This is a genomic window from Roseovarius albus, from assembly GCF_900172335.1.
Classification (GTDB): domain Bacteria; phylum Pseudomonadota; class Alphaproteobacteria; order Rhodobacterales; family Rhodobacteraceae; genus Roseovarius; species Roseovarius albus.
Window position 1 is genome coordinate 142172 of the sequence record NZ_FWFX01000001.1, and the last position, 14938, is coordinate 157109.

15 protein-coding genes are annotated in these 14938 nt (G+C 53.9%); 6 read left to right on the forward strand and 9 right to left on the reverse strand.

Going from position 1 to position 14938, the window contains the following annotated elements; genetic code table 11:
• Positions 1-121 precede the first annotated feature (121 nt).
• The 3 genes from ROA7450_RS00695 to ROA7450_RS00705 all read left to right on the forward strand — a co-directional run bounded on the left by ROA7450_RS00695 (position 122) and on the right by ROA7450_RS00705 (position 3111).
• The gene (locus tag ROA7450_RS00695; RefSeq protein WP_200812910.1) at positions 122-1396 is read left to right on the forward strand and encodes an NAD(P)/FAD-dependent oxidoreductase; all 1275 of its coding nucleotides are present in this window, start codon (positions 122-124) and stop codon (positions 1394-1396) included.
• 50 nt (positions 1397-1446) lie between these two features.
• Positions 1447-1803: a cupin domain-containing protein gene (locus ROA7450_RS00700; RefSeq protein WP_143534306.1), complete on the forward strand. Its 357-nt coding sequence runs from the start codon at positions 1447-1449 to the stop codon at positions 1801-1803.
• An 81-nt stretch (positions 1804-1884) separates the two neighbouring features.
• The gene (locus ROA7450_RS00705; protein WP_085804120.1) at positions 1885-3111 is read left to right on the forward strand and encodes a Zn-dependent hydrolase; all 1227 of its coding nucleotides are present in this window, start codon (positions 1885-1887) and stop codon (positions 3109-3111) included.
• 5 nt (positions 3112-3116) lie between these two features.
• Here ROA7450_RS00705 and ROA7450_RS00710 read toward each other — a convergent pair whose 3' ends face one another.
• Together ROA7450_RS00710 and ROA7450_RS00715 are read right to left on the reverse strand one after the other, a co-directional pair.
• Positions 3117-3950: a helix-turn-helix transcriptional regulator gene (locus tag ROA7450_RS00710; RefSeq protein WP_085803700.1), complete on the reverse strand. Its 834-nt coding sequence runs from the start codon at positions 3948-3950 to the stop codon at positions 3117-3119.
• Between the two features lie 202 nt (positions 3951-4152).
• Positions 4153-5061, reverse strand: a complete 909-nt coding sequence (locus tag ROA7450_RS00715) for a LysR family transcriptional regulator (protein ID WP_085803701.1) — start codon at positions 5059-5061, stop codon at positions 4153-4155.
• Between the two features lie 79 nt (positions 5062-5140).
• Here ROA7450_RS00715 and ROA7450_RS00720 point away from each other — a divergent pair, with 79 nt between their 5' ends.
• The 3 genes from ROA7450_RS00720 to ROA7450_RS00730 are packed head-to-tail and all read left to right on the forward strand — an operon-like array spanning position 5141 to position 8970.
• Positions 5141-6061 (forward strand): dimethylarginine dimethylaminohydrolase family protein, encoded by a 921-nt coding sequence (locus ROA7450_RS00720; protein WP_234999367.1) that lies wholly within the window; start codon positions 5141-5143, stop codon positions 6059-6061.
• A complete protein-coding gene (locus ROA7450_RS00725; protein ID WP_085803702.1) occupies positions 6058-7329 on the forward strand; it encodes a Zn-dependent hydrolase in 1272 nt (423 codons plus the stop codon). The genes ROA7450_RS00720 and ROA7450_RS00725 overlap by 4 nt, the downstream gene beginning before the upstream one ends.
• Positions 7330-7374: 45 nt before the next feature.
• A complete protein-coding gene (locus ROA7450_RS00730) occupies positions 7375-8970 on the forward strand; it encodes an ABC transporter substrate-binding protein (RefSeq protein ID WP_085803703.1) in 1596 nt (531 codons plus the stop codon).
• 109 nt (positions 8971-9079) lie between these two features.
• Here ROA7450_RS00730 and ROA7450_RS00735 read toward each other — a convergent pair whose 3' ends face one another.
• From ROA7450_RS00735 to ROA7450_RS00765, 7 genes are all read right to left on the reverse strand, one after another.
• Positions 9080-9718 (reverse strand): NapC/NirT family cytochrome c, encoded by a 639-nt coding sequence (locus ROA7450_RS00735; RefSeq protein WP_085803704.1) that lies wholly within the window; start codon positions 9716-9718, stop codon positions 9080-9082.
• Positions 9718-10182 (reverse strand): nitrate reductase cytochrome c-type subunit, encoded by a 465-nt coding sequence (locus ROA7450_RS00740; RefSeq protein WP_085803705.1) that lies wholly within the window; start codon positions 10180-10182, stop codon positions 9718-9720. The genes ROA7450_RS00735 and ROA7450_RS00740 overlap by 1 nt, the downstream gene beginning before the upstream one ends.
• 4 nt (positions 10183-10186) lie before the next feature.
• Complete coding sequence (gene napA, locus ROA7450_RS00745) at positions 10187-12691, reverse strand: periplasmic nitrate reductase subunit alpha (protein WP_085803706.1); 2505 nt, start codon at positions 12689-12691, stop codon at positions 10187-10189.
• Between the two features lie 22 nt (positions 12692-12713).
• Positions 12714-12977 carry a chaperone NapD gene (locus ROA7450_RS00750; protein ID WP_085803707.1) on the reverse strand — a complete coding sequence of 88 codons (264 nt, stop codon included), beginning with the start codon at positions 12975-12977 and terminating at the stop codon, positions 12714-12716.
• The gene (gene napF, locus ROA7450_RS21490; RefSeq protein WP_085803708.1) at positions 12974-13474 is read right to left on the reverse strand and encodes a ferredoxin-type protein NapF; all 501 of its coding nucleotides are present in this window, start codon (positions 13472-13474) and stop codon (positions 12974-12976) included. Before napF ends, ROA7450_RS00750 begins: the two co-directional genes overlap by 4 nt.
• Positions 13475-13481: 7 nt before the next feature.
• A complete protein-coding gene (gene napE / locus ROA7450_RS00760; RefSeq protein WP_085804122.1) occupies positions 13482-13661 on the reverse strand; it encodes a periplasmic nitrate reductase, NapE protein in 180 nt (59 codons plus the stop codon).
• 127 nt (positions 13662-13788) lie between these two features.
• The gene (locus ROA7450_RS00765) at positions 13789-14931 is read right to left on the reverse strand and encodes a M24 family metallopeptidase (RefSeq protein WP_085803709.1); all 1143 of its coding nucleotides are present in this window, start codon (positions 14929-14931) and stop codon (positions 13789-13791) included.
• Between the last annotated feature and the right edge of the window lie 7 nt (positions 14932-14938).

A 14938-nucleotide genomic window follows, 5' to 3' on the forward strand; every position in this document is an offset into this window, starting at 1 on the left:
ATACCAATTAAGGGGGACTGATGCGGGTGATTTGCCTTCGATAGGGTCAGCTCAACTTCGGTTGACGGCGGCATCGCCCCGACACACGACTTTTGCGAAATATGAACCTCGGGGGAAATGCGTGAGCTATCCAAACTCATATTACGCTGCTACGGCAAGCGATCGGGCGTCCCTTCCGGCATTGGCTGGGGTCATCGAAGTTGACACCTGCATCATCGGCGGTGGTTACGCGGGCTTGTCAACCGCGCTTGGGTTGGTGGAACGGGCTCACACCGATATAGCAGTGATTGATGCGCAGGGCATTGGCTTTGGATGTTCCGGCCGCAACGGCGGATTTGCCTTTGGCGGCTTTTCCCTGCATGAACATGGGCTGATCAAGGCGGTCGGCGCGCAGAAAGCGCGCGAGCTCTATGGCTTGACCACCGAAGGGATCGAACTGATCCGCCAGCGCATCAATTCCTACGAGATCGACTGCGAAGCGATTTGGGATGGAGTCCTGCTGTGCAACTGGTTCAAGGATGAAAAGATCCAGAATGACCATCAGACTTTTATGGCCGATAGCTTTGGCGTTGAACTGGATTATATGTCAAAGGACGCGCTGCGCGAAGTGGTAAAATCCGAGTGCTACAACGGCGCGCTGGTGGATAAAAAGGCCTTTCATTTTCATCCATTGAAATACGCGCTGGGCTTGACCGAAGAGGCCCATAAGGGTGGAGCGCAGATCTATGCCAACACGCCCGCCTCACGAATTAAGCCGGATGGGCCGGTTAAGATCGTGCACACTCCTAATGGCGTGATCCGAGCCAAACGGTTGGTGATTTGCTGCGGTGGCTACCTTGAGGGGCTTTACAAACCGCTTGTGCGCTCATCTCTGCCGATTGCCACCTATGTCATGGCGACCGAGCCTTTGGGGGATCGGTTGGATGAGGCCTTTACTTACCGCCATGCGATCTACGACACTCGCTTTGCCTTTGACTACTACCGCCCGATGATTGACAGCCGCCTTATGTGGGGTGGGCGGGTATCGGTCAATCTGAATGAGCCCAAGGATCTGGATCAACTGCTGTACGGCGACCTGATGAAGGTCTTTCCGCAACTTGAAGGCGTTAAGGTTGACTATGCGTGGCAGGGCTTGATGAGCTGGTCCGCCCACAAGATGCCGCAGATCGGTGAAGAGCGTCCGGGCATCTGGTATGCACAGGCCTTTGGTGGCCATGGGGTCGCGGCTACCAACATCGCGGGTGACTTGCTGGCGGCAGCCATCGCAGAGGGCGATACCCGCTACAAGATGCTGGCTGACCGATTCCGACTGACCTCAACTTTTGGGCCTCTGGGCAAGATCGGGGCCGAGGCAACCTATCAATACTACATGCTGCGCGACCGCATGAAAGAGTGACTGCGCGCGAAGCTCCCCCAAACCAGAATATCAAGAATGAGGATTATCTGATGGCGAAATACATGGAAAAAATGTTGCCCGACGGACCAAACGGTAAGCTGGCGAAGGTCAGTCTGGTGGACTTAGCGAACGTTGTGTCGGGTGCACCTGATGAGGCGGCCGCAATGTTCTTTAGCGAAAACGGTGTGACCGCCGGCGTCTGGGAATGCGGCACCTACAAGGAACGCATCGAAAACCGCCCCATCGAAGAAGTCTGCCATGTTCTGAGTGGCGAAGTGACTCTTTCAACAGATGACGGCGCGTCTGAGACCTATGGCCCAGGCGATACCTTCTTGTTTCGTAAGGGTTTCACCGGTTATTGGGATGCCAAAGGACCGTTCAAGAAATACTTCTTCGCGGTTTCGTAGGAAGTGCTGAACCCAACCGCTGATCTTGAAATCTCTCCAGATGCGACGCCGATGGAGAAACGCTTTTTCAAAGGAAACCTGATGACTTTGACAATCAACGCCCCGCGCCTGTGGAATAATCTGATGCAGATTGCCAATATCGGTGGCACCCCTGATGGGGGCTGTGACCGGCAGGCTTTGACCGATACCGACTTATCCGGCCGAGAGCTGTTCATCGATTGGTGCGTTCAAGTTGGCCTGAAGATTTCCTATGACGCGGTTGGCAACATGTTCGCCCGGCTGGACGGGCAGGACAACAGCTTGTCACCAATTGTGCTGGGGAGCCATCTGGACACCCAGCCCACGGGTGGTAAATATGACGGCATTCTAGGAGTGCTGGCCGGGCTTGAAGTGGTGCGCTGTATTCGTGAGGCAGGGATCAAGCCAAACAGGCCAGTTGAAATCGCCAACTGGATGAACGAAGAGGGTGCACGTTTTGCTCCTGCGATGATGGGCTCGGGCGTCTACGCAGGCATGCTGGATCTGGCGCAGGTGCGCGATGCAGCAGACAAAGAAGGTATCACAGTCGGGCAAGAGCTGGATCGCCATGGCTATTCCGGGTTTGCCGACCCGACTGGTAAAGACATCCATGCTTATCTGGAGCTTCATATTGAGCAGGGTCCGGTCCTAGAGCAAACTGAGAAGACGATCGGTGTCGTAACCGGCGCGCAGGGCATTCGCTGGTACGACGTGAGCATTCGCGGGCAAGAAGTGCACGCGGGGCCATTTCCGATGGGCATGCGGCGCGATCCGGTCGCGGCTTTGCCCGAGATCATCGCCGGAGTTTTAGAGATTGGTCGCACAGATGAGCATGCACGTGCCACCATCGGACAGATTGACACGTGTCCCGGCAGCCGCAATGTGGTGCCCGGCCAGATCGAGATGTCGATTGACCTGCGTCACCCCGACGAGGCAGTCTTGACCTCGATGAATGAGCGGTTGGAGGCTATATTGGCCTCGGTCATGGATGACCACAAAGGGCTTAAATTTGATCTTAATCAGATCTGGCACTCGCCTGTTGTCGACTTTGATGCAAAATTGGTCAAAGCGGTTCTGAATGGAGCGTTAGAGCATGGTTGTTCGCATCTGAATATCATTTCAGGCGCCGGTCATGACGCCCTAATGGTGGCCCGCAAGGCACCGACCACGATGATCTTTATCCCCTGCAAGGATGGTCTGAGCCACAACCCCGCAGAAAGCGCGACGCCAGAACATGTTGGGGCAGGAGCAAATGTTCTGCTGTCCGCGACATTGGAACTGCTGAACTAGGATTTCTATCCCTTGCTCTTCGCATCCTGCAAGTGAAGCAAGGGGTCTTCCTGACTGTTCAGTGGTGTGTATCGCAGGGCGTCAAGGAACAACGACAACAGTTCTCCCTGCGAAGTGATGTTTAGTTTTGAATATGCCCGCCTGCGATGGACTTTGATGGTCTCGGGACTATTGCCGAAAATTCGGGCAATAGATTTGCTCGAGTGCCCTTTAAGGATCAAGCGAAGGATGTCACCTTCGCGCGGGCTTAAAATTGATGCTCCAAACGCGTCAAAGGCACTTTCCAACACTGCGGCGAGCCGGGTGGTGTTATCGGTGCGTTCTGGGGTCAGCACGGTCCAATGACGTTTGAGAACAGATGCGATCAACGGCATGGCAGATTTCAGTTTGGCTGGTCGTATGCGGTCACCCTTCTGATGAACACCAATTGAGAGAAACAGAGCAGCTTTATCACTGAAGCGGACCAAGAGGCCGCATTCATCTCGCAGACCCATGGCCTGATAGAACTGATTGAAGTATTCGCTTTTCTTGAAGTTGTCAGGTGCTATATCGCTTAGGCGCAGAACAGCATCTTGCCCGCCTTTTTGAAAGTAGTCGAAAAATGGGTCAACGACGTAGGCCAGATCGTTGTATATCTCCAGCGCGGTCTGAACCTCTGCCCGATCATGGTTAGTGTAAAGCGCTGCCGGTTTGTCCGAGCCGAAAAACGCGCTGAGGTACACTGATTCCGCCTCACACAATTTCATGCAGAAATCACAGATGGTAGAGGGCAGTTCTGGTTGGCCAATCATCTCGATACACGTGCCAAGTTCTTCGAGGTCGTTTTCACTGAGTTTCATCGGGCTTTGGAACTCTGCAATCTAGGTGAAGGTATCTTGGCGTCATGGCTGCAGCCTAGGTAAATCCTGCCTGAAAATCAAAAGCTTTTGCGGTGTCGTTGAAAGCTCTCGGACCGGTTGTATCGCTCTAACACTTTGGGGGGACTATCGCGCATGAGGTCGCAAATCATAACAAAAACTTACAAGAATAGGCGTTTATCGCCTACCCATTTGAATGTTCCCGCACGAGGTTCTCAAAAGTACGTGCAACCAAATTCAGATCCGTGCCTTTCTTTTTGACGAGCTTTAGCTCTGACGGTTGGTCAAATTTCCCGCCTGCGACCGTTCGCAAGGTGCCATCCCGCACCCAGACATTTGCAAATTGTTCGGGTAGGTATCCGACATAGCGTCCCGTCAGGATCAGATGCGCAATCCCTTCGATCTGATGCGCAAGCGCGGTGCTATTTAACTGCCTTGAAATAGGGGAGACGTCGCGTTCGCGCAGATAGGCGCGCTTGGCGTATTGACACGACTTCAGGAGTTCCTCGTGTTTGGCAATGTCATTCACAGTGAAAATCGGATGACCTTGGGCACAATATAGCCCCATCTTTTCAAAGCCGATGGTCTCATAAATTAGCCCGGCCTTGTGTTTGTGAAACACACCTATTCCCAGCGAAACACGCCCATCCTGAACCGCCAACTCCATATCATCCGGTGCGTGGGAATAGAGCTCAATCGTTACGTCGGGGGCTTGTTGTACAAACTGGCGCAGCGCTGAGGAAAACTGCGACTGTGTGTTGAACACCCAGTTGTCGATCACGGCAATTGAAAGATTCCCAACCAGCTTACCGCGCGACCCGTCCACCGTCTCTGTGAATTCACGGATCGAAGCAAACAGACGTTGCGCTGCGCGATAAACGAGTTCGCCCTTTTCTGTGACGCGAAACCCGGACCGCCCGCGTTGACACAGCTTCATGCCCAGCCGAATCTCCAGATCGGAAATTTGCCGCGAAATGGTCGATGGGGACACGTTTAATTCGATCTGTGCCGCAGAGAAGCCTCGCGCATCCACCACGGCGGTGAACACGTGCAGCAAGTGTAGGTCAGCTTTTGAAAGGTTTGGTGGCAACATTGCGTGTATATTTATGCAAGTAAGATTTCTTTATTTGTAATTTATTGCAGGAATTTGCCATGTCAATCTGCAAGGCAAGATGAACTCTCGCACAAAAGGATATGTCATGAAGGACGGGGCCAAAATTCTGTCGAAATGGGGCATCAACAATGACCATGCCAAACTGACGGATGTCTTGCTGGGCAAGCCTGAATACTACCGTTGGGTTGAGGCAGGGCCGCTGATCGGCCGCACCTTGGCAAATGCGGACAAAACCGGTGTTCGGTTTGATCTGCAACTGGCGATGAAACAACATGCCGAGATGGTTTCGATCTACGAAGAAAACGGTGTTACCTGCCACTATTTGGACGCTGATCAAGCGCTGCATCGGAACTTTTTTGCGCGCGACAGCTCGGCCATGACGCCATGGGGACCGCTGGTCTGCCACATGCAGTTGAAATGCCGCCGCGCGGATTATGCCACCGTGATCAAGTTCTACCAAGACCATGACATTCCGATCTGGAAATTTGCCACTGCCGGGCATTTCGAAGGCGGCGATTTCAACATCATCGCGCCGGGTAAGGTGCTGATCGGCTATTGTGGCGAGCGCTCTGAAAAAGAAGGCAGTGAACAAGTGGCCGACTTTGTTCGCGCCGAAGGTTGGGAAGCTGTCGTTGCACCGATCAGTCGTGAATTTGTGCATATGGATGGATTGATAGTGCCGCTGGCGGATAATCTGGCGGTGGCCTGTGTCGATGCGATGGAGCCATGGTTGGTCGACGTCGTGCGTAGCTGGGGTATCGATATTGTCGAAGTCGAGTATCGCGAGGCGAAAAACCTTGGAGTGAACCTAGTGGCACTGGGTGACGGCAAGGTATTGTCGATGGCCGGGGCGAATGAGCTGAACGCCAAGTTGAAGGCCTTGGGCTTCGAGGTCTATGACCCTGATATGTCGATGTTTACTCTTGGCGGGGGTGGTGTACACTGTCTCAGTCAGGCGCTCTGCCGGGAGGATGCATGACCAACACACCACGGATAGATGGCGCACGTCTTTGGGATACCATCATGGAGATGGCCAAGATTGATGCGCTTCCGGGGGGCGGCTGTGGCCGCCTTACTTTGACTGATGGTGATCGTGAATCGCGTGAATTGTTTGCGCATTGGTGCCGTAATGCAGGCTGTACAGTTCATTTCGACCAGCTGGGGAATATGTTCGCGCGACGGCCCGGACGAGACGATTCCCTGCCGCCGATTGCGATCGGTAGCCATCTTGATACGCAGCCGCATGGCGGTAAGTTCGACGGGGTTTATGGCGTATTGGCTGGATTAGAAATCATTCGGACGCTGAATGATCTGGGGCTAGAAACCGACGCGCCTATCGAAGTGGTTAACTGGACCAACGAAGAGGGTGCGCGGTTTGCCCCGGCAATGTTGTGTTCTGGCGTTTATGCTGGCCTGTTTGATCTGAACTTCGCGCTGAGCCGCACAGATGCGGAGGGCAAGACCTTTGGCGACGAGCTTGAGCGGATTGGATACGCCGGGGAAGAGCCCTGCGGTGAACACGTTATGGGGGTCTTTCTTGAAGCCCATATCGAACAAGGGCCGATACTAGAGGCGCATGATGAGATGATCGGTGTCGTCAGCGGCGGGCAGGGTCAGCGCTGGTATGATGTCACTGTTTCAGGGCGTGACGCGCACTCCGGTTCTACCCCGATGGCAGGGCGCAAGGATGCGCTGATTGCGGCATCCAAGTTGGTATTGGTGGTTCAGCAGATCGCCTTGGACAATGCTCCCCATAGCGTTGGTACCGTAGGCGAAATGCATGTCATGCCCAATTCACGCAATACCATTCCAGGCGAAGTGCGTTTCACCATTGATTTTCGCAATCCGGATGATGCGGTGCTGACCAAAATGGATGCCGCTCTCAGGGCAGCCGTGGCGCAGGAAACTGAGGCGCAGATTAATCTGGACATGATCTGGCACAATCCGCCGGTTCATTTTGATCAGGCCTGTGTGGACGCCATCCAGAACGCCGCTGATGCCGCAGGTTATCCCAACAGAACTATGGTTTCCGGGGCAGGGCACGACGCCTGTCAGGTGGCGCGCAAAGTGCCGACTGCGATGGTGTTTGTGCCCTGCAAGGATGGGTTGAGCCATAACGAGGCCGAAAGCGCTGAGCCCGAACATCTGGAGGCGGGGTGCAATACACTGTTGGGGGCGGCCTTGCACCTATCCAGCGCCAGCAACCACCCAACAGTCAGACAAGAATTAACAGAGGCCGCGCAATGACGCGGCCTTATTTATAACAAGTCCAAAACATCAAGGGAGGATGACATGGATGCACTAAAAGGACTGTCCAAGCAACTGAAAGAAAATAGAGTTTCACGACGAAGCTTTATGCAGCAAGGTTTGGCTGCTGGGGTGAGCGTGACAGCATTGTCTGTCGCGGCCGATAAAGTCTACGCTTCGACGCCCAAGAAAGGTGGGCACTTGAAGGTGGCCAAGGGCCACGGCTCGACCACTGATGCACTGGACCCAGGCATCATTGAAAACGGCTACACGATCGGCTTGTCGCTTGGCGGATATCAGGGATATCTGACGCAGATTGGCGGAGACGGCAGCCTTGAACCATCACTCGCGGAATCTTGGGACGCATCATCAGATGCAAAAACCTGGACCTTCAAGCTGCGCGATGGATTGGAATTCCACAATGGCCGCACTGTGAAGGCGAGTGATGTCATAGCATCAATCAACCACCACCGTGGTGAAGGTTCAACATCTGCTGCGGCGCCATTGGTCGCGTCAGTAAAAGACCTGAAGGCGGACGGCGATAACATCATCGTCGTAGAGCTTGATGCTGGCAACGCTGACTTCCCCTTCATCATGACCGACTATCACCTGCCCGTTATGCCGGCCAATGAAGATGGCTCCATGAACTGGCAGGATCTTGTCGGCTGCGGTGCCTATAAGATCGATAACTATCAGGCTGGCGTAAGCACTTTGCTGTCACGGCACGCAAACCACTGGTCAGATGACGTCGGTCATGTTGATACGGTCGAGCTTCTTTCGATAATCGACCAAAACGCACGCACCTCCGCGATTGTTGCGGGCGATGTCCACGCGATTGACCGGGTTGATCTAAAGACCGCTGACCTGATGGGGCGTAAGCCAGGGGTCAATCTGGTGACGGCCACCGGTACTTTGCATTATTCCCTGCCCATGCTGACGGATACCGCACCGTTTGACGACAACAACGTTCGCTTGGCCGTGAAGTACGCGGTGAATCGTCAGGAAATCGTTGATAAAATTCTGTTTGGCTATGGTGAGGTTGGTAACGACCACCCAATCGGATCAGGGCAGCGCTATTTCAACAAGGACCTGCCACAACGAGAATATGATCCAGATAAGGCGAAGTATTACCTGAAACAATCCGGGTTGGATTCTCTGGCGATTGCAATCAACGCGTCAGAGGCCGCCTTCGCAGGTGCGGTGGATGCTGCAATCTTAATCCAAAGTTCGGCAAAAGGTGCTGGCATTGACCTAGAGGTTAAGCGCACGCCGAATGATGGATTCTGGGCAGAACACTGGATCAAGTCGCCGTTTATCACCAGCTATTGGAGCGGGCGTCCGGTCGAAGACCAGATGTTCTCAACCGCCTATCAAACCGGAGTGTCTTGGAACGAAACGCGCCAATCACATGAGCGGTTCGACAAGCTGCTTGTCGATGCCCGGGCCGAGCTTGACGATGAACTGCGGCGTGGAATGTACTACGAAATGCAGGAAATCGTTCACAACGAAGGCGGGGCACTCATCCCGATGTATGCTTCATATGTCTTCGCGGTCGCCGACAATGTCGGCATGTCGGACACCATCGCCACCAACTGGGATATGGACGGCGAGCGCTGGATGGAGCGTTGGTGGCTCAATTAAACTGACCCAACACGTTTGCGCTCCGGGCCAGTCTCCCTGTGCCCATGATGCAAACGAAAGCGCCGGCCAATGGCCGGCGCTTTTTTTGCTGAATTTCTGTTCAGTGATCTCAGTTCTCAAGTTCCTTGAGATAGCTCTGAAGAACAGCGGAATTTTGTGCGTGATCCTCCTGTGCACCGCTCATATCGGGCAATTCGTGCGCGATGCCCTTGTGGCACGAAATACAGGTCTTCTCACCCGTCAGCAGAAACCGCTCATGTGCCTCTGAAGCGCGCTTGCTCTGAAGCGTGACATCCATGCTTTCCGACGAATGGCAGTTGCGGCATTCAAGACTGTCGTTGGCTTCAAACCGCGCCCACTCATGCTGCGCCAGATCAAGACGTTTGGCCTCAAACTTTTCGCGTGTGCTGATGGTGCCGAAGATTTTGCCATAAACCTCCTTTGAGGCGGCCATTTTGCGCGCGATCTTAGATGACCAGGCGTGCGGCACGTGACAGTCGGGGCAAGTGGCCCGGACGCCCGAGGCATTGGAATAGTGCACGGTGGATTGCAGTTCCACAAACACGTTGTCGCGCATTTCATGGCATCCGGTGCAAAACTCTTCAGTGTTCGTCAACTCAAGGGCGGTATTGAAGCCACCCCAAAATATGACTCCCATGATGAAACCCCCGAGTGTTAGAAAACCAAGGGATAGATGTGTGGCGGGTTTGCTAAGTAGCCACCACATCCGTGAAAGCAGGCGGCGCATTATTGTCCACCCCCTTCATTGGATTTGATGTAATCCAGCACCTGATCCACATCGACGAATGTGTTTTCCAAGAGTGGCTGCCCTTCGGCTTGTGGAACGTGGCATTGCGTGCAGAAATACCGACGTGGCGAAACTGAAGCCAGAAACTGACTGTCGCGATCCATGAAGTGGGTGATCGACACCATTGGAGCCTGACTGACTTCGATTGCGGTACGTGAATGGCAATCCAAGCATTTATTGAATTTGGTATCTATCTGGTACCCATCAATCTTGTGCGGAATTACAGGCGGTTGCTCTGGGTAATTGCGCACCTGACGCACATCCGAGTTATCCACCTTGGGGAAGGTGGGGGCGGTGTAGGTTTCCGCCAAGGGCGCTTTGCCACGTAAGGTCGCGACCTGATTTTCGGAAAATGCTGCTGTGGCAGTTACAACGACGAAAGCGGAAATAAGAATCGTTTTCATGATATTACCCCGCAACCGGTTCGATCTTGACCGCACATTTCTTGAAGTCGGTCTGCTTGGAAATTGGGTCAGTGGCATCCAGCGTGACCTTGTTGATCAGTTGGCTCGCATCAAACCACGGCACAAAGACCAATCCGCGTGGTGGCTTGTTGCGTCCTTTGGTTTCAATGCGGGTGATAATCTCCCCACGTCGCGAGGAAACGCGCACCTCTGATCCGCGTCTGAGGCCCTGTTCCTTGGCATCATCAGGATGCATGTAACACAGCGCATCTGGCACCGCTTTATAAAGTTCTGGCACCCTTTGAGTCATCGATCCCGAATGCCAGTGTTCCAACACCCGCCCGGTTGAGAGCCAGTATGGATATTCTTCGTCGGGCACTTCTGGCGCGGGCTCAAAGGGCAGGGCAAAGATACGTGCACGCCCGTCAGGATGCCCGTAAAAATCATAATCCGACCCGGGTTTAGCGTAGGGATCAGAGCCCTCTTTGAAGCGCCATTGCGTTTCCTTGCCGTCTACAACCGGCCAGCGTAGGCCGCGTTCCTTGTGATACACATCAAACGGTGCCAGATCGTGCCCATGGCCACGCCCGAATTGGGCGTATTCCTCGAACAGGCCTTTCTGGATGTAAAACCCAAACGCCTCGGCCTCGTGATTTGCGTTGTCCGGGCTGGCTTCTTCAATAGGGAAGGCGTCAACCTGACCGTTTTTGTAGAGCACCTCGTAAAGAGTTTTACCTTTGAACTCTGGATTCGCTTCAAGGAGCTCTGCATCCCAAACCTCGTCGGTGGTGAAGCGTTTGGAAAATTCGACCAGCTGCCACAGGTCAGACATGCTTTCACCAGGGGCATCTACCAACTGGTGCCAGAACTGCGTCCGCCGCTCGGCGTTACCGTAAGCACCTTCTTTTTCCACCCACATGGCCGTGGGCAAGATCAGATCAGCAGCTTCGGCCGTTACTGTGGGATAGGCGTCCGAGACAACAATGAAATTGTCAGGGTTACGATAGCCGGGCAGGCCTTCTTCCATCATGTTAGGGGCGGCTTGCATATTGTTGTTCACCTGGACCCAATAGCAGTTAATCTTGCTGTCTTTGAGCAAGCGGTTTTGCAACACAGCATGCGCCCCGACCTTGCCGGGAATGGTCCCCTCTGGAATTTTCCAAATTTTTTCGGAAAAGCGGCGATGTTCTTCGTTGGCAACCAGAAGATCGGCTGGCAAACGATGCGAGAACGTCCCAACTTCACGCGCGGTTCCGCATGCCGACGGCTGCCCAGTCAGCGAGAAGGGCGAGTTGCCCGGCGTCGAGATTTTACCCGTCAGCAGGTGGATGTTGTAGATCATGTTGTTGACCCAGACGCCGCGCGTGTGTTGGTTCACTCCCATGGTCCAGAGCGACATGACCTTGGTGTCAGGATCAGCATAGAGCTTTGCCATCTCCTCAATGCGCTCGGCAGGAACGCCGGACATCTCAGCAGCATATTCAAGCGTGTAGGGTTCAACGTAGGTCGCGAACTCTTCAAATGTCATTTCAGAGGAGCCGCCAGCCTTGTCAGCATTCTCTGCGGCTTGTTCCAGCGGATGTTCGGGCCGCAGGCCATAGCCAATGTCAGGATTGCCCAGGCGGAAGTTGACATGTTTGCCGACAAAATCGTGGTTCACGGCATCATTTTGGATCAGATAGTTGGCGATGTAGTTCAACAAGACCAGATCGGTTTGCGGTGTGAACACCATAGGAATGTCTGCCAGATCGAAACTGCGGTGCTTAAAGGTGGACAACACTGCCACTTTGACATGCGGATGACTGAACTTACGGTCGGCAATACGAGTCCACAAAATGGGGTGCATTTCCGCCATGTTGGACCCCCAAAGCACGAAGGCATCGGCGTTCTCAAAATCATCATAACAACCCATTGGCTCATCAATACCGAAAGTACGCATAAATCCGGCCACGGCTGAGGCCATGCAGTGCCGTGCGTTGGGGTCGATGTTGTTGGACCGGAAGCCTGCCTTCATCAGTTTCGAGGCAGCATAGCCTTCCCAAACTGTCCATTGGCCGGATCCGAACATGCCGATGCCTTTGGGACCCTTTTCCTTGAGCGTGGCCTTCCATTTTTCGGCCATGATGTCGAAGGCTTCATCCCACGAGACCGGCGTGAATTCACCTTCTTTGTCATAAACGCCATTGGTCTTTCGCAGCAGAGGTTGAGTTAGGCGGTCTTCGCCGTACATAATCTTAGATAGAAAATATCCCTTGACGCAATTGAGGCCGCGGTTGACCTCGGCTTTGCTGTCACCGTGCGTGGCCACAACCCGGCCCGCCTTGGTGGCAACCATGATGGAACAGCCTGTTCCACAAAAGCGGCATGGTGCCTTGGACCAATTCAATTCAGTAAGATCTGCATCTGTCACCAGATTTTGCGCGGAGGCTGGCACGGCAACGCCCGCTGCTGCTGCAGCGGCCGCAACAGCTTGTGCTTTGATTACGTCGCGCCGGGTAAAGTCTGCCATGGCGTGTTTCCTTTTGGGGCTGTTAAATTTCTGCTGCGTCAGCCAAGGCTTCTGCATGATGATATACAAGGCCGGCGCTGACCACGCCGTCCAACAATTGAATGTCCGTAAGCGCTTGAACGATGGCGCTTTCATCCGGGGTTTCCAAAGTGACGATGATTTTGCCAACCGCGTCTGAATGGGCGGCTTCGGCGATTGGCATGTTTGAGATGTCAGACACCACGTTCGGGATCAGTTCAGGTTTGGCTGTGACGAGTAGGCTCGAAATGTGGGTCTTATCGGTCATACCGTTTCCTCAGATGCTATGGGTGTCACTGAGATCGCTGAAACAGGGCAGGCACCGACACACATGCCGCACCCAGTGCAGTTGTCGTTATCTATCACCAGCGCTCCAACCGGGCGTTGAGATAGATCAAAGCGCAATGCGTTGGCGTCGCAATAGTCCGTGCAAACTTGGCATGTGATTCCGCTCTGAAGCAGGCATTTATTTGTAACATTCAAGCGAACTTTCCACGGCGGACCTTCTGTTTCGCCAAACACACCTTCACTGCAGGCCGCAGCACAGTCTCCACAAAACGTGCAGCCGGTACTCGAAAAGTCCACTTTGGGAAGGTGTTTGTCATCAAGCGACAAGATGCCCTCTGGGCAAGCTGACACGCAGTCGCTGCACGAAGTGCAGCGGCTTAGTGCCTCCTGTTCCACCCATGGTGGACGGTTGACCGGTTTTGGTTTTGACGCGGCTCCCCGGAACAAATCCCGACGGCTAATGGCTGATGTTGGCATCTGTGTCTTAGTGGCTTGGTGGGCCAAGCAATATTTGTGACATCCAGATTATAAATCCATATCCGCCAACAAGCACGACGCTCAGGATCGGTGCCAATAGCACTGCCAAGAACAGAAACATCTTAACTTCGCTGGATTTGGAAACGGCTTGTACCTGTTCAGCAGGCGCACGATCAGAATGGCTCATTAAGCCTTCCTCTTGAAAAATGGGCTCGCGCGTTCCCACTCTTATTCTGCGCTCGGCAGGTGGAATTGTCCAGAGACATTCAACCCAAAGACTTGCGAATAATTCTCTGAACGTCCCTGAACCGATGTTAAAGGATTAAATCGGCCACGGATTTTGAGTGATGTGTCAGCGGTTCCCATCCGTCTTCGGTGATAATAAAACTATCGCCTACTTGAGCCCGGAAGGTATCTACTGATACCGAACCATCCACCGCCAGAACCATACCCGGCTGAATGATGGTCTTGTCCCCGGTGACCAGTTGCGGTGACTCAAGAAAGCTAAATCCGGTTGCACGGCCACAGCGGAACGGATACTCAAAACCCGCGCCCTGAATGACTTCGGCATATTCGGCGTGAATGCTTTCCGCGGTGACCCCGGGGCGCAGCGCATTCAATGCAGCCTGTTGGCTGGCCACGGCAACCTCGTATACCTCAACCTGTGCCGGATCAGCCTCGCCAATCCAAAATGTCCGGTCAAAACCCAGTTTGAACCGGTGAAAATTGGTCATGCCGCAAAAGCACAAGAACACCGGCTCGCCATGCTGCATGATACGGGTCGAGGCACGATGGTGGGTTTTGATGATGTCCTCGCCGGAGGCCATGATCTGTAGGAAATGCGTGTTGGGGGACATGTCGGTATCGTCATAATGTGCGGCCAACAAAGTCGCAGCCGTGCGTGTTCCTGCTTGCGACGTGGCGATGGCGACCTCAAACTCGGGCACTCCAGCCGCGATAGCGTCACGGCCTGCATTCATCATCGCCGTGGCGACCTCCCCGGCGTGACGGGCCAGTTGCAATTCTTCTTCCGATTTGATCATGCGCATCTGGTTCAGGATTGGCGTGGCACTGGTCTGTCTAACCGCCTCCACCAGATCATTCACATATGAAAGTACGAGCGGAGGCATGTGGCCGGGTTCTATTGCAACTGATCCGGCATTCTTGACGACCAAAGGCAGTTCTTCGCGCCATTCACCACCCATGCCGTCATTCCATGGTGAAATCCGATCAACGCGTGCTGCGGATTGAGCGGAATTCAGATCTATTGTCGGCGTGATCAACAATGTCTCGCCATTCTTCGGCACGACAAGGATGGTAGGACGCCCGAACTCCATATGGAGATAGTCGTAGTAACCCGTCAAATAATACACATTGTCGTCATCCGTGATTAGCGCGACGTCAATACCTTGGTCGGCAAGTTTCGACTGAAAGCGCTTTAAACGAGTTCGAAACATTATTGTC